This is a genomic window from Salmonella sp. 3C, assembly GCF_025426275.1.
GTDB lineage: Bacteria > Pseudomonadota > Gammaproteobacteria > Enterobacterales > Enterobacteriaceae > Salmonella > Salmonella enterica.
Genome location: NZ_CP104858.1, coordinates 364,040 through 386,727, shown reverse-complemented (window position 1 = coordinate 386,727; position 22,688 = coordinate 364,040). Strand labels below are relative to the sequence as shown.

The following is a 22,688-nucleotide window of genomic DNA, read 5'->3' as shown; positions in this document are numbered from 1 at the left end:
TGTGCCCGACACCTCGTATCAGGCTGGCCGGGAGCTTATTCCGGGCGCGGCTTCAGCGGGAAGCGGCGACGTATCAGCACGAAAAACAGGGGTACAAAGAAGATAGCCAGAATGGTTGCTGAGATCATTCCCCCCATCACGCCGGTTCCGACAGCATGTTGGCTACCCGAGCCTGCCCCGGTGCTGGTGGCCATCGGCAATACGCCAAAGATAAACGCCAGCGAAGTCATCAGTATCGGTCGCAGGCGCTGGCGGCTGGCGTACAGCGTGGCGTCTAACAGCGCGTGTCCCTTCTGATTCATTTCGTTGGCGAATTCCACAATCAGAATCGCGTTTTTCGCCGAGAGGCCGATAACGGTCAACAGCCCCACCTGGAAGTAAACATCGTTTTCCAGCCCGCGCATCCAGGTAGCGAGTAGCGCGCCAATGACGCCGAGCGGCACAACCAGCATCACCGAGAAGGGCACCGACCAGCTTTCATACAATGCCGCCAGACACAGGAAGACGACTAATAGCGAAATAGCGTACAGCGCGGGCGCCTGCGCGCCGGAGAGCCGTTCCTGGTAAGACATGGCTGTCCATTCCAGGCCAAAACCGCCCGGTAGCTGATGCACCAACGACTCCATGACATCCATCGCCGTCCCGGTACTGACTCCCGGCGCGGCCTCTCCGACAATTTCTACCGCCGAATATCCGTTATAGCGTTCCAGACGCGGCGAGCCGGTTTCCCAGCGCGAGGTGGCGAAGGCGGAGAAGGGGACCATGCCGCCCTCTTTGTTACGGACATACCAAAGATTAATATCATCCGGCAACATACGATATTTCGCTGCGGCCTGAACATAGACCTTCTTCACGCGGCCCCGGTCCATGAAGTCGTTGACGTAGCTCGATCCCCAGGCTGTTTGCAGGGTGTCGTTGATATCGTCAATCGATACGCCCAGCGCCTGCGCTTTCCGTTGGTCAATATCAATTTGCAGTTGCGGGCTGTCGTCCAGGCCGTTGTGGCGCACGCGGGTCAAGGAACTGTTTTTCCCGGCCAGCTCAATGAGTTGATCTCGTGCGGCCATCAGCGCGTCATGGCCTGCTCCGGCGTGATCCTGTAATTCCATATCAAAACCGGCGGAGCTGCCCAGACCGCTAATTGCCGGCGGGCTGCTGGCGAAGACGCGAGCTTCTTTAATCTGGTTAAACGCTTTTGTCGCCCGCTCAATAATGGCGAACGAGGAGCCGGTGGTGGGATCGCGCGCGTCCCAGTCTTTCAAGCGAACAAACATGCGTGCGACGTTTTGCCCATTCCCTCCAGGGCCGGAACCGACCGTCGAGAAGACCGACACAATGTTGTCTTTCTCATGGGTGAAGTAATAGTTTTCAACCTTTTCAACGACTTTCAGGGGCTGCTGTTGCGTAGAACCGCTCGGTAGCTGGATAGACGTAGTGAACATGCCCCGATCTTCTTGCGGCAGAAAGGAGGTGGGGAGACGCAAAAACAGGAACACCATGCCGCCAAGCAACAGAACATAAATCAGAATCCAGCGCAGGCTGCGATGCAAAATTTTCGCTACGCCTTTCTCATAACGTTCGGCATTACGATTGAAGGTACGGTTAAACCAGCCGAAAAATCCGCGTTGCCCGTGTTGTTCGCCTTTGTGCAGCGGTTTTAATAACGTTGCGCACAGCGCCGGCGTCAGGATCATGGCGACCAGCACCGACAGCACCATTGCCGAGACAATGGTAATAGAAAACTGACGATAAATCGCCCCGGTGGTACCGCCAAAGAACGCCATCGGCACGAATACCGCAGACAGCACCATCGCGATACCGACCAGCGCCCCCTGGATTTGTCCCATGGATTTGCGCGTCGCTTCACGCGGCGTGAGCCCTTCTTCGCTCATGATACGTTCGACGTTTTCCACCACCACGATGGCATCGTCGACCAGGAGCCCGATCGCCAGCACCATCGCGAACATGGTTAATGTGTTAATACTGTAGCCAAACGCGTAAAGCACGGAGAAGGTGCCCATTAATACTACCGGCACGGCGATCGTCGGAATGAGCGTGGCGCGAAAGTTTTGCAGGAACAGATACATCACCAGGAAAACCAGCGCGATAGCTTCCAGCAACGTTTTGACCACATCGATAATCGAGGCTTTGACAAAGGAGGTGGTTTCATACGCGATCTTGTATTCCAGGCCGTGGGGAAAGTACTGCGCCAGCTCGTTGAGGCGATCCAGCACCAGCTTCGCGGTCGCCATTTCGTTCGCGCCGGAAGCCAGCTTAACGCCAAGACCGGAAGCCGGATTGCCGTTAAAACGGCTGAGGTAGTCATACTTTTCCGCCCCCAGCTCCACGGTGGCGACATCGCCCAGTTTGACCTCGGAACCGTCCTGATTAACGCGCAGGGTGATATCGCGAAATTGTTGCGGCGTTTGCAGCAATGACTGCGCATTAATGGTGGCGTTCAGCGCCTGCTTGTCGACCGAAGGCGTACCGCCAAGCTGCCCGACGGCGATTTGCGCATTCTGCGACTCAATCGCATCGGTCACGTCTTTCGTGGTCATCTGAAAACTATTCAATTTGGCCGGATCGAGCCAGATACGCATAGAGTACTGTGAACCATAAGCGTCAATATCGCCGACGCCGTTGACGCGGCTGAGCGGGTCCTGAATATTACTGGCGACGTAGTCGGCGATATCCTGCTTGTCCATAGAACCGTCGGTAGAGACGAAAGCGATGGTCAAAATATTGGTATCGCCCGTTTTGCGTACCGTGACGCCTTGATCCTGTACCGCCTGCGGCAGTTTACGCATCGCGGACTGTAACTGGTTTTGCACCTGCTGAACCGCCTCATCAGGATCGGTTCCCGCAATAAAGCTCAGGGTGATGGTCGCCTGTCCGGTTCCGCTGCTTTGTGATGACATGTACATCAGATTATCGAGGCCCGTCATATTCTGCTCAATAACCTGGGTTACGGTATTTTCCAGCGTTTGCGCCGACGCTCCCGGATAATTCGCGGTAATACGTACGTTGGGCGGCGCCAGATCGGGATATTGTTCAACAGGTAAAGAGAAAATGGCTAACGCCCCTGTCAGACACAACAGGATAGCCAGCACCCAGGCAAAAATGGGGCGATCGATAAAAAAATTCGCCATTAAAGGGAAACCTCGTGTTTCTACATATCGTTATAGATTTGAACTGCTTCACTGTAGCGGCAAGCTACGAGCCAAGCGTGGAGAAATAAAGGAGATAATGTAAATTATCATGCGCTTTTACAGCATACTTTTTGTGCCAACGCCGGAAAGCCTGACATCTGGCCTTCCGGCGATTTGCCGTTCTTTACGTTAACTGACTCTCTTCCTTGTTGGAGGAGCGAAAACTGATACTGACCAGCGTGCCGCCGCCGGAGGGTTGCGAAAAATTCAGCGTGCCGCCAAGGCGCTCCGCGCGCTCACGCATTATATTCAGACCATAGTGTCCGGCAGGCTCATGCGGTTCGCCGATACCAATGCCATTATCGCGAATATAAACGGTATGATCGCCGTCAGGCGCGGTGACGCAGCTCACGGCGATTTCGCTCGCGTTGGCGTGTTTAATGGCGTTCAGGACCGCTTCACGCACAATTTGCAACAAATGCACCTGCATTTGCGCATCCAGCGCCAGCGTGGGTAAACGGCAATCCAACGTGAGTTTGGCCGGGGTCTGACTCTGTAAATCTTCCAGCATCTCATGCAATGCGGAGGGTAAATCGGCCTGCTGTAACGTCAGACGGAACGTGGTGAGTAGCTCGCGAAGCTGACGGTAGGCGTCGTTCAGCGCTCTGGAAAAATCCGCCATGATGCTTTGCGCGCCGGCGTTATCTTCTGGAATGGCGCGCTTCAAAAGCGTTAACTGAATACGTAAATAAGAAAGTACCTGCGCCAGCGAATCGTGTAGCTCACGGGCAATCGTCGCGCGCTCTTCCATTAACAAAAGTTGCTGGAAGTGTTTTTGCGCCTGATTAAAGTACAAACCACGCCCCAGCATCGTGGAGACGCTGTTCAGCAGCGGCGTAGAGGCATTAACGTTGGGGCTTTGCCAGTGGAGTTCGCCATAGACCGTGTCCTGCATCGTCACTGGCAGCATTTGCATCGGCAGGTCGGGGCTTTGCATGCCTTCGCTAATCCGCCAGTTATCGCCCACGGTTAACTCCAGATACCAGGCGGCGTCATGTTCACGGACAATTTGCAAAATATGGCGAAAACAGTGGACGTCGATTTGGCTGGTATTCAGCGCCTGGGAGCACTGGTATAACACCTCCAGGCGGCGGTGCGCTTCGTGCAGATCGTGCGTTTTTTCTTCCACCGAGGCTTCCAGCGAACGATAAAGTTTATGCAGCTCGCTCGACATCTGACTAAACGTTTTCGCCAACAATCCCAGCTCATTGGGTAAGCTGGTATCCAGCGGCAGCGGGGCGAACTGACCATGTTCAATTCGCTGACTGGCGGTGACCAGTTGATTCAGCGGGCGAACGACCTGCTGGCGAATACGTCGTAGGGTAAAAAAGACCAGCGTAAATATGCCGATACCGCCCGCCAGCGATATGGCGACGACCAGCATGACTTTACGCTCGGCGTAATGCTGTAATGCCAGAACGAAGAGATCAATTTGATCGACGTAATTGTTGATATTGGTCTGATACCAGGCAATGTCGCCGTCCTGTAGGCGGCTATTCATCTCCAGCCAGTTGGCGTGCAGGCGCGCGTAGCGAGTTTTCACCGCCTGCGGCACATACCAGGCGTTGAGATTTTGCAGTACCGGCGAGTTGAGCGCGTGCTGGAAAAGTTGACGATGCGCATTAATCTGCGGGCTACGGCTTTGCAGATCGTAACCCAGCCGATAGCTCTGCATTCGTAGCGAACCGGCGATATTGATCGCTTCGGCATCCCGTAAACTGCTGGTCAGCGTCAGTAATGCGCTGCCGGTGGACAGAATAGACAACAGCACAATATAGAAAAAAGCCTTAGCCAGACTGGCCGAGACCGGGCGTTTAACCGTCACGCTGGCACTCCCCGCATTTAGCTGAACCGCAATTTCATTTGCTTTGAAATAAATTGATCTGCCACAGGTTCTGGACAGATAGTTGTGCTTCCTGGGCAGATGAACATTGCCGACCCCGCCTTCGTCAGTTAATAACAATGCTCATATAAAGAATAAGGTTTTTGCAACCAAAACAGAAGGACGCCATGAATCGTTTTATTATGGCCAATAGCCAGCAGTGTCTGGGATGCCATGCCTGCGAGGTCGCCTGCGTAATGGCTCACAATGATGAGCGACATGTCCTGACGCCACAGCGCTATCAGCCCCGAATTACTGTCATCAAACATCAGCGCCAGCGCAGCGCGGTCACATGTCACCATTGCGAAGATGCGCCCTGCGCCCGTAGCTGTCCGAACGGCGTGATCGCGCATATTAACGACAGCGTGCAGGTCAATGCGCAGAAGTGCATCGGCTGTAAATCCTGCGTCGTCGCCTGCCCATTCGGCACCATGCAGATGGTATTGACGCCCGTCGCGCCAAACCAGTTCAAAGCCAGCGCGCATAAATGCGATCTGTGTCAGGGACGTGAACAGGGCCCGGCCTGTGTGGAAAATTGCCCGGCGGATGCGCTGCAACTGGTCACCGAAGACTCGTTGACCCGTCTGGCTAAAACGCGACGGCTGCGTACCGCCCGGCAGGAGATTCGCCCCTGGCATACCGTGGATACACAACACAGTGGGACAGCAAGCAGCAAAGTCGAGCGTATGCAGGCGACGCCGCCGCGCGGCGAACCGGATAAACTGGCGATTGAAGCGCGTAAAACCACCTTTGAGGAAATTTATCTGCCGTTTCGCGCCGCGCAGGCGGAGCGTGAAGCGTCCCGCTGCCTCACATGCGGGGAACACAGTATCTGCGAATGGACCTGTCCGCTGCATAACCATATTCCCCAGTGGATCGAACTGGTGAAAGCCGGCGATATTGATGCGGCGGTAGAGCTTTCCCACCAGACCAACTGTCTGCCGGAAATTACCGGGCGCGTCTGTCCGCAGGATCGGCTATGCGAAGGCGCGTGTACACTCCGCGATGAGTATAGCGCGGTTACCATCGGCAACATTGAGCGCTATATCTCCGATCGCGCTCTGAGCAAAGGCTGGCGTCCCGACCTGTCGGACGTACAGAAGAGCGATAAGCGCGTGGCGATTATCGGCGCGGGGCCGGCAGGTCTTGCCTGCGCTGACGTGCTGGCGCGCCATGGCGTAAGCGCCACCGTCTACGATCGCTATCCGGAAATCGGCGGTTTACTCACCTTTGGTATTCCGGCTTTCAAACTGGATAAATCTCTGCTGGCGCGCCGTCGGGAAATCTTCAGCGTGATGGGGATTCGTTTCGAGCTTAACTGCGAAGTAGGGAAAGATATTTCTCTGGAGACGCTGCTGGAGAGTTATGACGCCGTCTTTGTTGGGGTTGGAACCTATCGTTCCATGAAGGCTGATTTACCGAATGAAGATGCGCCGGGGGTATATGATGCGTTGCCATTCCTCATCGCCAATACCAAACAGGTGATGGGGCTTCCGGCGTTGCCTGACGAGCCGTTTATTGATACTGCGGGCCTTAACGTGGTTGTGCTGGGCGGCGGTGACACCGCAATGGACTGCGTACGTACGGCGCTGCGTCATGGCGCTGCTAACGTCACCTGCGCTTATCGCCGCGATGAGGCCAATATGCCGGGGTCGAAAAAAGAGGTGAAAAACGCGCGGGAAGAGGGCGCGAACTTTGAATTTAACGTTCAGCCAGTTGAGTTGGTGCTGGATACGCACGGGCGCGCCAGCGGTATTCGCTTTTTGCGTACGCGGCTTGGCGAACCGGATGGTCAGGGGCGACGCCGCCCGGTACCTGTACCGGACAGCGAGTTCGTGATGCCGGCGGATGCGGTCATTATGGCGTTTGGTTTTCATCCGCATGGTATGTCGTGGCTGGAATCGCATGGCGTGAAGGTGGATAACTGGGGACGTATTGCCGCCAGCGTCGAGAGCGAGTTTCGTTACCAGACGTCCAACCCGAAAATTTTCGCCGGCGGCGATGCGGTGCGCGGCGCCGATCTGGTGGTGACGGCGATGGCAGAAGGCCGACATGCTGCGCAGGGGATACTCGACTGGTTAGCTAAATAAGCGTATTTGTAGGCCGGTTAAGGCCTGGAACGGTTAAATGATTGAGTGATAAAAAATCTTAAACTTATTGGCTAACCTTACTCCGTTTGCAGAAATGTTGACGCTCGCAGGGCTGAACGCCCTGCGATAAACATTTTCCCGTCGGGTCGACGTTTAACGGGCCTGATAAGGTCAATCTTAGTATTGAAAATAGAGTGTAAATTGAAGGAAGGGACGCTATCAGAATCCCTTCTTAGAGCCTATCCCATTAGGGCTATTTTACTTGCCATTTTGGACCTGGGCAGTGCTCGCCAAAACGCGTTAGCGTTTTGAACGCCGCTAGCGGCGGCCCGAAGGGCGAGCGTAGCGAGTCAAACCTCACGTACTACGTGTACGCTCCGGTTTTTGCGCGCTGTCCGTGTCCAAACTGGCTGCGCCAATAACGCCTGGTGGGATAGGCTCTTAATTTTTATTTTAAGGAACCATATATCTGGTCAACAATCCAGCCATACGTCGCCGCAGGTAATAATCCACTGACAAAAACATTTGGATTCACTTTAGGATTTGCTACCGGCGAGTGCGGCCTGTTACCTAAAATCACAATCGCCATATGATTAACCGGATCGATAGACGTCAGTGTTCCGGTCCATCCGGTATGTCCATACGTTTGCGGACTGGCTAATACCCCGAACGTGGGGGTCATTGAGGCGTTGCCGTTAACGCGCCACCCCAGACCAAAGGTAGCGTCTTCTGGCGAGCGGCGAGTAAACTGCGCAACCGTTTTGTCGTCGAATAGCTTCACGTTACCGTAGCCGCCCCCATTGAGCATGACTTGCATTAACACAGCCATATCATGGGTGTCAGAAAACAGTCCGGCGTGTCCTGAAACGCCGCCCATTGAGTACCAGGCTTTTTCATCATGCACTTGGCCCCATAGTGTATTGGTGCGAATATTGGGGAAATGAATCACGCCGTCACGCGTGTTGCCATGTAGTTCCGTTGCGGCGATTTGCGGCGGCGTGAAGCCTTTCATCAGCGGGTTAAAGACGGTATGTTTTAATCCGAGCGGTTTATAAATGGTGGTTTCGACGTAGCGATCTAATGGCATTGCCGTTATCGATTCAATGATAAAACCAAGAATCATATAATCCACGTCGCTGTAGATATGCTTCGACCCAGGTTGATATTCCAGCGGTGTCTTTTTAATCATCTCCAGAGTAGTGCTTTTACTCTGTGAGAATAATTTACCGGCGACGTTTTTATTAGGATATTGTGGGTCGGCAGGAAAGCCCGCGACGTGATGAAGAATATCAATAATGCGGAGTTTATCTTTGCCTTTTATTTTATCCCCAGGCATATCCTTAAAGCCGGGGATATATTTTGATACCAAATCATTGACATCTATTTTTCCTTCATACACTAGTTTTTGCAATGCGAAATTAGTGGCATACATTTTTGTGTTTGAAGCCAGGTCATACATCGTGTTAGTGGTCGCCCGAATGGGATGGGCTAACAGCGTGGAACCGTCATATTTTTTGGCATAGCCCCAGGCTTTTTGTAGAACAATATGATTATCTTTTATCACCAGAAGATTGATGCTGGGATATCCGGCATCAATTTGATTTTGAATCCAGCCATCAAGTCGGTGAAGTTTTTGGCTATCAAACCCCACCTGATCAGGGCTCGCGGTGGTCAATACCGGATACTCAACGGCAAAAGCTGAAAGGGAAAACGTCAGTAGAACCGTCGCAACGAGAGTAAATTTCATGATGATTCCCTCAGTCTCACTCCGGCCGTCAAATCATATCGCGAGCATGGACTCTGCGGCCCGGAGAAGCAGAATATGGTCATGGCAGTGACAGAAAAATATGGCTGTACATCCGTTCAGTCGGCATTAAGGATTAACCCTTCAGCAGACAAAACCGACCTCACGGCGTAATATTAATGCTCTTTTTACACCCTGGAGCCAGCATGTCGCAAACCATTACGCTTATTAAGGATAAAATTCTTTCTGATAATTATTTTACTCTGCGCAACATTACCTATGACCTGACCCGTCGTAATGGCGAGGTTATCCGTCACAAGCGTGAGGTTTACGATCGCGGGAATGGCGCAACCATTCTGCTTTACAACTCAACTAAAAAAACCGTGGTTCTGGTTCGCCAGTTTCGCGTGGCGACATGGGTCAATGGTAATCAAGACGGTATGTTAATTGAAACCTGCGCTGGCCTGCTTGATAACGACGAGCCGGAGGTCTGTATCCGTAAAGAGGCCATTGAAGAGACAGGGTATGACGTTGGTGAGGTACGCAAGATATTTGAGCTGTATATGTCGCCAGGCGGCGTCACGGAGCTGATTCATTTCTTCATTGCCGAATATCATGATAGCGAGCGTGCCAGCATCGGCGGCGGCGTGGAGGACGAAGAGATTGAGGTGCTTGAACTGCCGTTTTCCCGGGCGCTGGAAATGGTGCGCTCAGGCGAGATTCGGGACGGTAAGACCGTGTTATTGCTTAACTATTTACAGACGTCTCATCTAATGGACTGAAAAAAAAGAAATATATTTCTTTACACAAAAAAGACCAATCCGATAAATCTGATTGAGAACCCTGAGGCGCGCAAGGAAGATACCGTCTTAGCTGTGTTGTTCTGAATCTGGGGTTGTTCCGTTCATGCGCTACCGCGTTATTCTTTTTTGTCTGTTTGGCCTGTTGCCGGTCCAGCTACTGTGGGCTGCGCCAGCGCAACGGACTTTTTCCGACTGGCAGGTCACCTGCAATAACCAAAATTTTTGCGTAGCGCGCAATACTGGCGAACATCATGGGCTGGTGATGACATTAAGCCGCAGCGCCGGGGCGCGTACCGATGCGGTACTGCGCATCGATCGCGGCGGTTTGGCGCCGCCCGACGCTAAAGAAGCCGCAATTGCGCCTCGCTTATTGCTGGATGGCAAACCGCTTTCGTTCAACAGTCCACACTGGCGCGTGTCGCCCTGGCATCTCATGACCGGCGATCCTGCCACCATCACCACATTTTTACAGACGATTCAGGATGCGCAGGCCATCACCTTAAAAAACGGCGTTCAGACGCTTTCGCTGGCGGGATTAAAAGCGGCATTACTGTTTATCGACGCGCAACAAAAACGTGTGGGCAGCGAAACCGCCTGGATTGAAAAAGGAAACGAACCGCCGCTCAGCGTGCCCCCGGCGCCGGCATTAAAGGGGATCGCCGTGATTAATCCAACGCCCGTACCGCTGAGTGAGGAAGAACGCGACGATCTGCTGGACTACGCAGCATGGCGGGTAAACGGCATTCGTTGTTCGCTTGACCCGCTGCGTCGCGAGACGCAGGTCAGCGCGTTGACGGATGATAAAGCGTTATTGATTGTTAACTGCGAAGCCGGCGCCTATAACACTATTGATCTCGCCTGGGTAGTTTCACGCAAAAAAACGCTCGTCTCGCGCGCCGTACGTTTGCGGCTGCCGTTTAATCGCGGCGTCGAAAGTAATGACATGGAGTTGATGAACGCCTTCTTTGACGAGAAAACGCGTGAACTGGTGACGTTGGCGAAAGGGCGGGGGTTAACCGACTGCGGTATCCAGACGCGCTGGCGTTATGATGGCGATCGTTTTCGTCTGGTGCGTTATGCCGAAGAACCGAGCTGCGATAGCTGGCACGGGCCGGATGCCTGGCCTACGCTGTGGATCACGCGTTGAATCCTGGTTGTTATCCCCTTTTCAGAATAGGGATACACCTATTGAGGTTTCATTTATGGTATAGAGATTGCTACGTTACGGTAGGATTGTTACTTTACCCGATAGCCTCACCACAGCAGGAAATAGTATGAAAATAAATAATGGCCCCGTATTATGCCCCCATTGTGGCTGCCTGAGCGCTTATTATGAAATAGATCGGCTGGCGGCGATAAGAGAAAAAGTGAATAAAGAAGGCGGATCAGCGGCGTGGGATTCAACATTGCAGGCGCATAAAAAAAAGGCCTTTTGCCTGATGTGCCATAAATCCATTGATGAGGTCGTCATCGGGCAGTCAGATGCGCCTGAGTCTACGAAGTAATTTTGCACAGCCTACAGAACAGGTCTGCAGACTGTGCAAAGTCTGTGTTGCTAACGCTCGCCTTAGCCTTTGATGTTCAGCACCCGGCGGGCTTTTTCTACAATATTTTCCACGGTAAAGCCAAAATACGGGAACAGTTTGTCAGCCGGGGCGGATTCACCGTATCCCGTCATGCCGATAATTGCGCCTTTTAGGCCAACATATTTATACCAGTAGTCGGCTATACCGGCTTCCACCGCGACGCGGGCGGTCACGTGCGCCGGTAGCACAGATTCGCGATATGCCTCGTCCTGCGCATCGAAAATATCCGTTGAAGGCAACGACACCACGCGAACGTTATGCCCCTCGCCAGTCAATTTTTCCGCCGCCTGGAGGGTAATTTCCATTTCCGATCCGGTAGCGATCAGAATGATATCCGGCTTGCCGCCGCTATCTTTCAGAATATAACCGCCGCGGGCAATCGCTTTCACCTGTTCCGGCGTGCGTTCCACCTGCGCCAGATTTTGCCGCGAGAGAATCAACGCCGTCGGCCCGTGCTGACGTTCAATGGCCAGCTTCCAGCCGACCGCCGCCTCAACCTGATCGCAGGGACGCCAGGTGCTGAAGTTTGGCGTTAAGCGCAGGCTCGCCAGTTGTTCCACGGCCTGGTGCGTCGGGCCATCTTCGCCTAAACCGATGGAGTCGTGGGTATAGACCATAATCTGCCGGGCTTTCATTAAGGCCGCCATACGCGCCGCGTTACGCGCATATTCGACAAACATCAGAAACGTGGCGGTATACGGTACAAAGCCGCCGTGGTGGGCGATGCCGTTGGCAATGGCGGTCATGCCGAATTCGCGCACGCCATAGTGGATATAATTACCTGCCGGATCCTCTTTCAACGAGGTCGAACCTTTCCAGATAGTCAGGTTGCTCGGCGCCAGATCCGCCGATCCGCCCAACAGTTCCGGCAACAGGGGACCGTAGGCATTGAGCGTATTTTGCGATGCTTTACGGGTGGCGATTTTGGCCGGATTAGCCTGCAAGTCGTTAATAAATTTTTGCGTGGCGGATTCCCATGCCTCCGGCAGTCCGCCGCTCATCCGGCGGGTAAACTCCGCGGCCAGCTCAGGATAAGCCTTCTCATAAGCAGCAAACTTTTCCTGCCACTGCTGCTGCGCTTTCTCGCCTTTTTCACGGCCATCCCACGCGCGGTAAATCTCTTTTGGGATCTCAAACGCCGGATGATGCCATCCCAGCTTCTGGCGGGTCAGCGCCACCTCTTCTTCGCCCAGCGCCGCGCCGTGCGACTCCTCCTTCCCGGCTTTATTCGGCGAGCCAAAACCTATCACCGTCCGACAGATAATTAGCGAAGGTTTATCTTTTACGCTCTGGGCTTCGAGAATGGCTTTTTTCACCGCTTCCGGATCGTGCCCGTCAATGTCATGCACGACATGCCAGTGGTAGGCTTCAAAACGTTTGGCGGTATCGTCGGTAAACCAGCCTTCGGTTTCGCCATCAATGGAGATGCCGTTGTGATCGTAAAAGCCGATCAGTTTGCCCAGTCCCAGCGTACCAGCCAGCGAACACACCTCATGCGAGATCCCCTCCATCAGACAGCCGTCGCCCATAAAGACATAGGTGTAGTGGTCGACAATCTCATGGTCCGGCCGGTTGAACTGTGCGCCTAACGTACGCTCGGCAATCGCCAGCCCGACGGCATTCGCCAGCCCCTGGCCCAGCGGTCCGGTGGTGGTTTCAACGCCGGGCGTATAGCCAATCTCCGGGTGACCTGGCGTTTTAGAGTGCAGTTGACGGAAGTTTTTTAACTCCTCCAGCGGCAGGTCATAACCGGTTAAATGCAGCAGACTATAGAGCAGCATGGAGGCGTGACCGTTGGAAAGGATAAAACGATCACGGTCATACCAGGTCGGATCGGTGGGGTTATGTTTAAGAAAATCGTTCCATAGCACTTCAGCGATATCCGCCATCCCCATCGGCGCGCCGGGGTGCCCGGAATTGGCTTTTTGAACGGCATCCATGCTCAGCGCACGAATCGCATTGGCAAGGTCTTTACGGGACATAAATCACTCCATGCAAGGTTTATAGTTTGGCGGCAAGCAGGTCTTCCAGTTTGCGCTGGTCAACGGCAAAAAGACGGATACCTTCCGACAGCTTCTCTACGGCCATCGCGTCCTGATTATGTTCCCAGCGGAACTCCGCTTCCGTCATTGGCGTAGGACGGTGGAACATCTGCGAGGAAGGCACCAGTTTACGGATCACCGGTTCTTCTTTTTCTTTCAGCTCTTTAAGCAGGTTAGGGGAGATAGTCAGTCGATCGCAGCCGGTTAGCGCGAGGATTTGCTCAGTACGGCGGAAACTTGCCCCCATCACGATGGTTTCATAGCGATGCTGTTTAAAGTAATCGTAGATATTGCGTACCGATTTCACGCCGGGATCTTCCTCCACGACATACGGCTCCAGCGGACTACGCGCCTGATACCAGTCGTAAATTCGGCCCACGAACGGAGAGATCAAATAGACGCCCGCTTCGGCGCAGGCGCGCGCCTGGGCAAAAGAGAACAACAACGTCAGGTTGCAATTAATACCCTCTTTTTCGAGCTGCCCGGCGGCGCGGATACCTTCCCAGGTCGCGGCGAGCTTGATCAGAATGCGTGATTTATCAACACCCTGCTGCTGGTAGAGATCCACCAGATGGCGCGCTTTCTCGATACTTTTTTCTTTATCGAACGATAACCGCGCGTCGACTTCAGTGGAGACGCGACCGGGAATACTTTTCAGTATTTCCGCGCCAAAATTGACCGCCAGTTTATCGCTGGCTGCCGCAACCTGCTGTTCCTGCGTACCGCCGTGTTTTTTCCCCCAGGCAATCGCATCCTCAATCAAATGACCATACTGCTCAAGCCCGGCGGCTTTTAACAGTAAAGAGGGATTTGTCGTGGCATCCTGCGGCTGGTAGTGGCGGATGGACTCGATGTCGCCGCTATCGGCGACGACGGTAGTGAATTGTTTGATGCCGTCTAGCTGGTTCATAGGAAATACTCCTTGAAAAGTAAAGTGTTAGATGAGTGTGTTGATTCACACTTCTGAAAGATTGATACACTACATAACCAAAAAGCATAGCAGACAGGCATGGTATTGCTGGTATAAGCAGGTAACATGGCCGTTATAAGTTGATAACAAACTCTTGCGCCGTGTCGTGATAGTTTGCAGACCTTCAAAGTTTGTGTTGCGCAGTACGGTGATAATGTGCGGCGCACCAGGCCGCGTCACTTTTTGAACGATACGTGAAAGGAACAACAAGATGGATGAGCAGTTAAAACAAAGCGCCCTTGATTTCCACGAATTTCCGGTACCCGGTAAAATTCAGGTTTCTCCGACTAAGCCCCTTGCCACCCAACGCGATCTGGCGTTGGCTTACTCGCCAGGCGTGGCGGCGCCTTGCCTGGAAATCGAAAAAGATCCGCTGGCAGCCTACAAATACACCGCGCGCGGCAACCTTGTCGCGGTCATTTCCAACGGTACAGCGGTGCTGGGGTTAGGCAACATTGGCGCGCTGGCCGGCAAGCCGGTCATGGAAGGCAAAGGCGTTCTGTTTAAAAAATTCGCCGGCATCGATGTGTTTGACATTGAAGTCGATGAGCTTGATCCGGACAAATTTATCAATGTGGTCGCAGCGCTGGAGCCGACCTTTGGCGGCATTAACCTCGAAGACATTAAAGCGCCGGAATGTTTCTATATTGAACAGAAACTGCGCGAGCGCATGAACATCCCGGTTTTCCATGACGATCAGCACGGAACGGCGATCATCAGTACGGCCGCCATTCTTAATGGTCTGCGAGTCGTAGAGAAAAATATTTCCGACGTACGGATGGTCGTCTCCGGCGCAGGGGCGGCGGCAATTGCTTGTATGAACCTGCTGGTCGCGTTGGGGATGCAAAAGCACAACATCGTGGTGTGCGACTCTAAGGGCGTTATTTACAAAGGCCGTGAGCCGAATATGGCGGAGACCAAAGCGGCCTATGCGGTAGACGATAGCGGCAAGCGCACGCTGGATGAGGTCATTGACGGCGCGGATATTTTCCTCGGCTGTTCAGGCCCGAAAGTGCTGACTCAGGAGATGGTGAAGAAAATGGCCCGCGCGCCAATGATTCTGGCGCTGGCTAACCCGGAACCGGAAATTCTGCCGCCGCTGGCGAAAGAAGTGCGTCCGGACGCCATCATCTGTACCGGTCGTTCCGACTATCCGAACCAGGTGAACAACGTATTGTGCTTCCCGTTTATCTTCCGCGGCGCACTGGACGTCGGCGCGACGGCGATCAACGAAGAGATGAAACTGGCGGCGGTCCGTGCGATTGCCGAGCTGGCGCACGCCGAACAGAGCGAAGTGGTGGCCTCGGCCTATGGCGATCAGGACCTGAGCTTTGGGCCGGAATACATTATTCCGAAACCGTTTGACCCGCGTCTGATTGTCAAAATCGCTCCGGCGGTCGCGAAAGCGGCAATGGATTCCGGCGTGGCGACGCGCCCGATTGCTGACTTTGATGCCTATATCGATAAACTGACCGAGTTTGTCTACAAAACCAACCTGTTCATGAAGCCGATCTTCTCGCAGGCACGCAAAGATCCGAAGCGCGTAGTGCTGCCGGAAGGGGAAGAGGCGCGCGTGCTGCACGCAACCCAGGAGTTGATAACCCTGGGACTGGCGAAGCCCATCCTGATCGGACGTCCGAGCGTGATCGAAATGCGTATCCAGAAACTGGGGCTACAGATCAAAGCGGGCGTTGATTTCGAGATCGTGAATAATGAATCCGATCCGCGCTTCAAAGAGTACTGGAGCGAGTATTACCAGATCATGAAGCGTCGCGGGGTAACTCAGGAACAGGCGCAGCGTGCGATGATCGGCAACCATACGGCCATTGGCGCGATCATGGTGCAGCGTGGGGAAGCGGATGCGATGATCTGCGGCACCATCGGCGACTACCATGAGCATTTCAGCGTCGTGAAAGCCGTCTTTGGCTACCGTGACGGCGTGCATACGGCAGGGGCGATGAACGCCTTACTGCTGCCAAGCGGCAACACTTTTATCGCCGATACTTATGTTAACGAAGATCCCACGCCGGAACAGTTGGCGGAGATCGCCGTAATGGCGGCGGAAACCGTTCGCCGCTTTGGTATTGAGCCGAAAGTCGCGCTGTTGTCGCACTCTAACTTTGGTTCCTCAAATTCGCTGTCCGCCAGCAAAATGCGCGAAACCCTTGAGCGGGTACGCGAACGAGCGCCCGATCTGATGATTGACGGTGAGATGCACGGTGATGCGGCGTTGGTGGAAAGTATTCGTAATGACCGGATGCCGGATAGCCCGCTGAAGGGAGCCGCCAATATTCTGGTGATGCCGAATATGGAAGCCGCCCGCATTAGTTACAACTTACTACGCGTCTCCAGTTCCGAAGGCGTCACGGTCGGCCCGGTCCTGATGGGCGTGTCTAAACCGGTACATGTATTAACGCCGATCGCCTCTGTACGCCGTATCGTGAATATGGTGGCGTTAGCGGTAGTTGAAGCGCAAACCACGCCGCTTTAATAACGTATTACTCTCTCTTCTGGCGCAGGTTCTCCTGCGCTTTTTTTATGCGCCGCTGGGCTTCGCCATGGCATGAAAGGCTCGAGTGGGGATATTCTGGAACCTATTGCGTTACCCCTACTTATTTCACTGAATCTGTACTATGCACAAATCGAGTGATACGCATTATTTTTATCAATAATAGTAATATAAAGAATAGTCGGTGGGTATTTATTGCGGAACAGGCTTAAATTCAGAATGACGCCTGAAAATGTGATGCACCACGATATTTATCGTTAACACCTTCGACAGAAGTCCCTTTTATTTTCTTTCTCTTAGTGATCTACCTCACCTTTTACATCACCTTGCCGAATTTTGTTATTTACTCCGACAAAAAATTGCCACGATGACGGCAGTTTCAGTGGAGACGGTGAGCAATGAATAAAGAACGCATTATTCAGGAATTTGTGCCGGGCAAACAGGTCACTCTGGCGCATCTCATTGCGCACCCTGGTGAAGAACTGGCGAAAAAGATCGGCGTTCCCGATGCTGGCGCGATTGGCATTATGACCTTAACGCCGGGGGAAACGGCGATGATCGCTGGCGATTTAGCGATGAAGGCTGCGGATGTACACATCGGTTTTCTCGACAGATTTAGCGGCGCGCTGGTGATTTATGGCACCGTCGGCGCAGTAGAAGAAGCGCTATTACAGACGGTCAGCGGGCTGGGGCGATTATTAAACTTTACCCTGTGTGAGTTAACAAAAAGTTAATTGGTGGCGGTAATGAAACGTATTGCTTTTGTCGGCGCGGTCGGTGCCGGAAAAACAACGCTTTTTAACGCGTTACGGGGAAATTATTCCCTCGCCAGAAAAACGCAGGCCGTGGAATTTAATGATCATGGCGATATCGATACGCCGGGTGAATATTTTAGCCATCCCCGTTGGTATCACGCCTTAATTACCACGTTGCAGGATGTGGACACGCTGATTTATGTCCACGCGGCAAACGATAAAGAAAGTCGCTTACCTGCCGGGTTATTGGATGTTGGAACCCGTAAACGACATATCGCCGTTATCAGCAAAACGGACATGCCGGATGCCGACGTCGCCGCTACGCGGCAGTTGCTTTGCGAGATTGGATTCCGGGAGCCGATTTTCGAGCTCAACGGCCACGACCCGCAAAGCGTGCGGCAGTTGGTGGATTATCTGGCGGCTCTCAGTGAACAGGAGGAAGAGGCAGGTGAAAAAACTTATCACAGCTAACGATATTCGTGCGGCCCACGCCCGCGGCGAACAGGCGATGTCGGTAGTGCTGCGCGCCAGCATTATTACCCCGGAGGCTCGCGAAGTGGCGGAACTACTGGGCTTCACGATTACCGAATGCGACGAGTCCGTTCCGGCATCCACATCGGCGCAGGCGTGTAAAAACGAAAGCCAGCGCATTCGGGAAGCCATCATCGCGCAGCTCCCGGAAGGGCAGTTTACTGAAAGCCTGGTGGCGCAGTTGATGGAAAAAGTGCTGAAGGAAAAGCAGTCGTTGGAACTGGGGACGATGCAGCCGAGCTTTACCTCCGTCACGGGTAAAGGCGGCGTGAAAGTCATTGACGGCAGCAGCGTGAAATTTGGCCGCTTCGACGGCGCCGAACCGCACTGCGTCGGCTTAACCGATCTGGTTACAGAGCAGGACGGCAGCAGCATGGCCGCCGGGTTTATGCAGTGGGACAACGCCTTTTTTCCGTGGACGCTGAACTACGACGAAATCGACATGGTGCTGGAGGGCGAACTGCACGTACGCCATGAAGGCGAAACCATGATTGCCAAAGCCGGAGATGTCATGTTCATCCCTAAAGGCTCCAGCATTGAATTTGGCACGCCAACGTCCGTGCGCTTTCTGTACGTCGCCTGGCCTGCGAACTGGCAATCCGTATGAACGATTTCATCACCGAAACGTGGCTCAGAGCGAATCATACGCTCAGCGAAGGATCGGAGATCCATCTGCCCGCTGATGCACGACTGACGCCCTCGGCCCGGGAACTGCTGGAAAGTCGCCGCCTGCGCATTAAGTTTCTGGATCCGCAAGGCAGGCTGTTTGTCGATGATGACGAACAGCAGCCGCAGCCGGTACATGGCTTAACCAGTAGCGATACGCACCCACAGGCCTGCTGTGAACTGTGCCGCCAGCCGGTGGTGAAAAAGCCCGATACGCTGACCCATCTGACGGCGGACAAAATGGTCGCCAAAAGCGACCCGCGCCTCGGCTTTCGCGCCGCGCTCGACAGCGCCATCGCGCTGACCGTGTGGCTACAAATCGAACTGGCGGAACCCTGGCAGCCGTGGCTTTTCGATATCCGCTCGCGGCTGGGCAACATTATGCGCGCCGACGCTATAGATGAACCGCTGGCGGCGCAGGCGATCGTCGGGCTCAACGAGGATGAGCTGCATCGGCTTTCCCACCAGCCGCTGCGCTACCTCGACCACGATCACCTGGTGCCGGAGGCCAGCCACGGTCGCGATGCGGCGCTGCTTAATCTGCTGCGAACCAAAGTCCGCGAAACGGAAACCCTCGCCGCACAAGTGTTTATTACCCGTAGTTTTGAGGTCTTGCGCCCGGACATTTTACAGGCGCTGAACCGTCTCTCCAGCACGGTTTACGTGATGATGATTTTGAGCGTGGCGAAACATCCGCTGACGGTCGCCCAAATTCAACAACGGTTGGGAGAGAAGCCATGATCATTGAACGCGCCCGCGAACTGGCGGTACGCGCCCCCGCCAGAGTCGTCTTTCCTGATGCGCTGGACGAACGCGTGCTGAAAGCGGCGCATTACCTGCAACAGTACGGTCTGGCTCGCCCCGTTCTGGTCGCCAGCCCGTTTGCGCTGCGTCAGTTTGCCCTGAGTCATCGTATGCCGATGGATGGCATTCAGGTCATCGACCCACACAGCAACCTGAGTATGCGCCAGCGTTTTGCGCAACGCTGGCTTGCCCGCGCCGGAGAAAAAATGCCGCCGGACGCAGTGGAAAAGCTTAGCGACCCGCTGATGTTCGCTGCCGCCATGGTGAGCGCCGGTGAGGCTGATGTGTGTATCGCAGGCAACCTGTCGTCAACGGCGAATGTGCTGCGCGTAGGGCTGCGGGTGATTGGCCTGCAACCTGGGTGCAAAACATTGTCGTCTATTTTCCTGATGCTGCCGCAGTATGCCGGTCCGGCATTAGGGTTCGCCGATTGCAGCGTAGTACCGCAGCCGACGGCGGCGCAGCTGGCGGATATCGCTATCGCCAGCGCCGACACCTGGCGGGCCATTACCGGCGAAGAGCCGCGCGTGGCGATGCTGTCATTTTCAAGCAACGGCAGCGCCCGTCACCCCAATGTCGCCAACGTGCAGCAGGCGACAGAGCTCGTTCGCGAACGTGCGCCGCAACTGCTTGTGGACGGTGAATTGCAGTTTGACGCCGCTTTCGTCCCGGAGGTCGCCGCGCAAAAAGCGCCTGACAGCCCGCTGCAAGGCCGCGCCAACGTGATGATTTTCCCGTCGCTGGAGGCGGGCAATATTGGCTACAAAATCGCTCAGCGTCTGGGAGGCTATCGCGCTGTTGGGCCGCTAATTCAGGGGCTTGCCGCGCCGCTTCACGACCTCTCCCGAGGCTGTAGCGTGCAGGAAATTATCGAACTGGCGTTGGTGGCAGCCGTGCCGCGCCAGGCTGACGTGAGCCGCGAACGCAGCTTACACACACTGGTTGAATGAACGGTCCCGTTCTGGACCCCTTTAATGAGAGGAAAACACGATGGAAGCATTAGGAATGATTGAAACCCGGGGCCTGGTTGCGCTGATTGAGGCCTCCGATGCGATGGTAAAAGCCGCGCGCGTGAAGCTGGTCGGCGTGAAGCAGATTGGCGGTGGCCTGTGTACGGCCATGGTGCGTGGCGACGTGGCGGCGTGCAAAGCCGCAACCGATGCTGGCGCCGCTGCGGCGCAGCGCATTGGCGAGCTGGTCTCCGTACACGTGATTCCACGCCCGCACGGCGATCTGGAAGAAGTGTTCCCGATCAGCTTCAAAGGCGACAGCAACATTTGATGGTAGGCCGGATAAGACGCGCAGCGTCGCCATCCGGCATGAATGCGCGCCATTGCCTGATGGTGCGCAGATTCAAGGCCTACGACCCAACGGGCAATCCATGGAGGCGGATATGAAACTGGCAGTCGTCACAGGACAAATCGTATGTACCGTCCGCCATCAGGGACTGGCGCATGACAAATTGCTGATGGTGGAAATGATCGATGCCCAGGGCAACCCCGACGGGCAGTGTGCCGTCGCTATCGACAGTATCGGGGCGGGAACCGGAGAGTGGGTACTGCTGGTCAGCGGCAGTTCCGCGCGCCAGGCGCATCGCAGCGAATTATCACCGGTCGATCTGTGCGTCATTGGCATCGTCGATGAAGTGGTGGCTGGCGGGAAAGTGGTTTTCCATAAATAGGACTGAACATCATGAATCAACAGGATATTGAACAGGTGGTGAAAGCGGTACTGCTGAAAATGAAAGACAGCAGCCAGCCGGCCAGCACTGTTCATGAGATGGGCGTTTTTGCCTCCCTGGATGACGCAGTGGCGGCAGCAAAACGGGCCCAGCAGGGGCTGAAGAGCGTGGCGATGCGCCAGCTTGCCATTCATGCCATTCGCGAAGCGGGCGAAAAACACGCCCGAGAATTAGCGGAACTTGCCGTCAGCGAAACCGGCATGGGACGCGTTGACGATAAATTTGCCAAAAACGTGGCGCAGGCGCGCGGCACGCCGGGCGTCGAGTGTTTATCTCCGCAGGTGCTGACCGGCGATAACGGCCTGACGCTGATTGAAAATGCGCCGTGGGGCGTGGTGGCCTCGGTCACGCCGTCCACCAATCCGGCGGCGACGGTGATTAATAACGCCATCAGCCTGATTGCCGCAGGCAACAGCGTCGTGTTTGCCCCGCATCCGGCGGCGAAAAAGGTCTCTCAGCGGGCAATCACCCTCCTCAATCAGGCGGTGGTCGCCGCCGGCGGCCCGGAAAATCTGCTGGTCACCGTGGCGAACCCGGATATCGAAACCGCCCAGCGGTTGTTCAAGTACCCCGGTATTGGTCTGCTGGTGGTGACCGGCGGCGAAGCGGTGGTGGACGCGGCGCGCAAACATACTAATAAACGCCTGATTGCCGCCGGTGCCGGCAATCCCCCGGTGGTGGTGGATGAGACCGCCGACCTGCCGCGCGCTGCACAATCCATCGTCAAAGGCGCGTCTTTTGATAACAACATCATCTGTGCCGACGAAAAAGTGCTGATTGTGGTGGATAGCGTCGCCGACGAGCTGATGCGTCTGATGGAAGGCCAGCACGCGGTGAAACTGACCGCCGCTCAGGCCGAACAGCTCCAGCCGGTGCTGCTGAAGAATATTGATGAGCGCGGCAAAGGCACCGTCAGCCGTGACTGGGTCGGTCGTGACGCGGGCAAGATTGCCGCAGCCATTGGCCTGAACGTCCCGGATCAAACGCGCCTGCTGTTTGTGGAAACGCCCGCTAACCATCCGTTTGCCGTCACTGAAATGATGATGCCGGTACTGCCGGTGGTACGGGTCGCCAACGTCGAAGAAGCCATCGCCCTGGCGGTTCAGCTTGAAGGCGGTTGCCACCATACGGCGGCGATGCACTCGCGCAATATCGACAACATGAACCAGATGGCGAACGCCATCGACACCAGCATTTTCGTCAAAAACGGGCCGTGCATTGCCGGGCTTGGATTGGGCGGAGAAGGCTGGACCACCATGACCATCACCACGCCAACCGGCGAAGGGGTGACCAGCGCGCGTACCTTTGTGCGGCTGCGTCGATGCGTGCTGGTGGATGCGTTTCGCATTGTATAAG

The 22,688-nt window shown here is 54.8% G+C and carries 18 protein-coding genes; 13 read left to right on the top strand and 5 right to left on the bottom strand.

Features of this window, described 5'->3' with window-relative positions:
• Positions 1-35 precede the first annotated feature (35 nt).
• Together acrD and narQ are read right to left on the bottom strand one after the other, a co-directional pair.
• Positions 36-3,149 (bottom strand): multidrug efflux RND transporter permease AcrD, encoded by a 3,114-nt coding sequence (gene acrD / locus N7E69_RS01820; protein WP_001263070.1) that lies wholly within the window; start codon positions 3,147-3,149, stop codon positions 36-38.
• A gap of 184 nt (positions 3,150-3,333) precedes the next feature.
• Positions 3,334-5,034 (bottom strand): nitrate/nitrite two-component system sensor histidine kinase NarQ, encoded by a 1,701-nt coding sequence (gene narQ, locus N7E69_RS01815; RefSeq protein ID WP_000216812.1) that lies wholly within the window; start codon positions 5,032-5,034, stop codon positions 3,334-3,336.
• Positions 5,035-5,219: 185 nt separating this feature from the next.
• On the opposite strand from narQ, the gene aegA reads away from it, so the two are divergent.
• Positions 5,220-7,181, top strand: a complete 1,962-nt coding sequence (aegA, locus tag N7E69_RS01810) for a formate-dependent uric acid utilization protein AegA (RefSeq protein ID WP_001078931.1) — start codon at positions 5,220-5,222, stop codon at positions 7,179-7,181.
• Between the two features lie 448 nt (positions 7,182-7,629).
• On the opposite strand, the gene pbp4b is transcribed toward aegA, so the two are convergent.
• On the bottom strand, positions 7,630-8,928 hold the full coding sequence (pbp4b, locus tag N7E69_RS01805) for a penicillin binding protein PBP4B (protein WP_000673293.1): 1,299 nt from the start codon (positions 8,926-8,928) through the stop codon (positions 7,630-7,632).
• Positions 8,929-9,131: 203 nt separating this feature from the next.
• Between pbp4b and nudK the strand changes: the two genes are divergently transcribed.
• The 3 genes from nudK to N7E69_RS01790 all read left to right on the top strand — a co-directional run bounded on the left by nudK (position 9,132) and on the right by N7E69_RS01790 (position 11,233).
• A complete protein-coding gene (gene nudK / locus N7E69_RS01800; protein ID WP_000084037.1) occupies positions 9,132-9,707 on the top strand; it encodes a GDP-mannose pyrophosphatase NudK in 576 nt (191 codons plus the stop codon).
• 124 nt (positions 9,708-9,831) lie between these two features.
• Complete coding sequence (locus N7E69_RS01795) at positions 9,832-10,875, top strand: DUF1176 domain-containing protein (RefSeq protein ID WP_001270679.1); 1,044 nt, start codon at positions 9,832-9,834, stop codon at positions 10,873-10,875.
• 127 nt (positions 10,876-11,002) lie between these two features.
• On the top strand, positions 11,003-11,233 hold the full coding sequence (locus N7E69_RS01790; protein ID WP_000700635.1) for a hypothetical protein: 231 nt from the start codon (positions 11,003-11,005) through the stop codon (positions 11,231-11,233).
• A gap of 62 nt (positions 11,234-11,295) precedes the next feature.
• Here N7E69_RS01790 and tkt read toward each other — a convergent pair whose 3' ends face one another.
• Positions 11,296-13,296 (bottom strand): transketolase, encoded by a 2,001-nt coding sequence (gene tkt, locus N7E69_RS01785; RefSeq protein WP_000087326.1) that lies wholly within the window; start codon positions 13,294-13,296, stop codon positions 11,296-11,298.
• Positions 13,297-13,315: 19 nt separating this feature from the next.
• Positions 13,316-14,266, bottom strand: a complete 951-nt coding sequence (gene tal / locus N7E69_RS01780) for a transaldolase (RefSeq protein WP_001072448.1) — start codon at positions 14,264-14,266, stop codon at positions 13,316-13,318.
• A gap of 271 nt (positions 14,267-14,537) precedes the next feature.
• On the opposite strand from tal, the gene maeB reads away from it, so the two are divergent.
• The 9 genes from maeB to N7E69_RS01735 all read left to right on the top strand — a co-directional run bounded on the left by maeB (position 14,538) and on the right by N7E69_RS01735 (position 22,687).
• Positions 14,538-16,817, top strand: a complete 2,280-nt coding sequence (gene maeB / locus N7E69_RS01775) for an NADP-dependent oxaloacetate-decarboxylating malate dehydrogenase (RefSeq protein WP_000344299.1) — start codon at positions 14,538-14,540, stop codon at positions 16,815-16,817.
• A gap of 416 nt (positions 16,818-17,233) precedes the next feature.
• A complete protein-coding gene (gene eutS / locus N7E69_RS01770; RefSeq protein WP_001031445.1) occupies positions 17,234-17,569 on the top strand; it encodes an ethanolamine utilization microcompartment protein EutS in 336 nt (111 codons plus the stop codon).
• 12 nt (positions 17,570-17,581) lie between these two features.
• Positions 17,582-18,061 carry an ethanolamine utilization acetate kinase EutP gene (gene eutP / locus N7E69_RS01765; RefSeq protein ID WP_000820751.1) on the top strand — a complete coding sequence of 160 codons (480 nt, stop codon included), beginning with the start codon at positions 17,582-17,584 and terminating at the stop codon, positions 18,059-18,061.
• Entirely contained in the window at positions 18,039-18,728 is a 690-nt protein-coding gene (eutQ, locus tag N7E69_RS01760; protein WP_000733864.1) for an ethanolamine utilization acetate kinase EutQ, read from the top strand. The genes eutP and eutQ overlap by 23 nt, the downstream gene beginning before the upstream one ends.
• Positions 18,725-19,528: an ethanolamine utilization cob(I)yrinic acid a,c-diamide adenosyltransferase EutT gene (gene eutT, locus N7E69_RS01755; protein WP_000997654.1), complete on the top strand. Its 804-nt coding sequence runs from the start codon at positions 18,725-18,727 to the stop codon at positions 19,526-19,528. The genes eutQ and eutT overlap by 4 nt, the downstream gene beginning before the upstream one ends.
• Entirely contained in the window at positions 19,525-20,541 is a 1,017-nt protein-coding gene (gene pta / locus N7E69_RS01750; protein WP_000582938.1) for a phosphate acetyltransferase, read from the top strand. Before eutT ends, pta begins: the two co-directional genes overlap by 4 nt.
• 40 nt (positions 20,542-20,581) lie before the next feature.
• On the top strand, positions 20,582-20,872 hold the full coding sequence (gene eutM / locus N7E69_RS01745) for an ethanolamine utilization microcompartment protein EutM (RefSeq protein ID WP_000387716.1): 291 nt from the start codon (positions 20,582-20,584) through the stop codon (positions 20,870-20,872).
• Positions 20,873-20,984: 112 nt separating this feature from the next.
• Positions 20,985-21,272, top strand: a complete 288-nt coding sequence (gene eutN, locus N7E69_RS01740; RefSeq protein ID WP_001522340.1) for an ethanolamine utilization microcompartment protein EutN — start codon at positions 20,985-20,987, stop codon at positions 21,270-21,272.
• An 11-nt stretch (positions 21,273-21,283) separates the two neighbouring features.
• Positions 21,284-22,687 (top strand): aldehyde dehydrogenase family protein, encoded by a 1,404-nt coding sequence (locus tag N7E69_RS01735; RefSeq protein ID WP_001075640.1) that lies wholly within the window; start codon positions 21,284-21,286, stop codon positions 22,685-22,687.
• Position 22,688 lies beyond the last annotated feature (1 nt).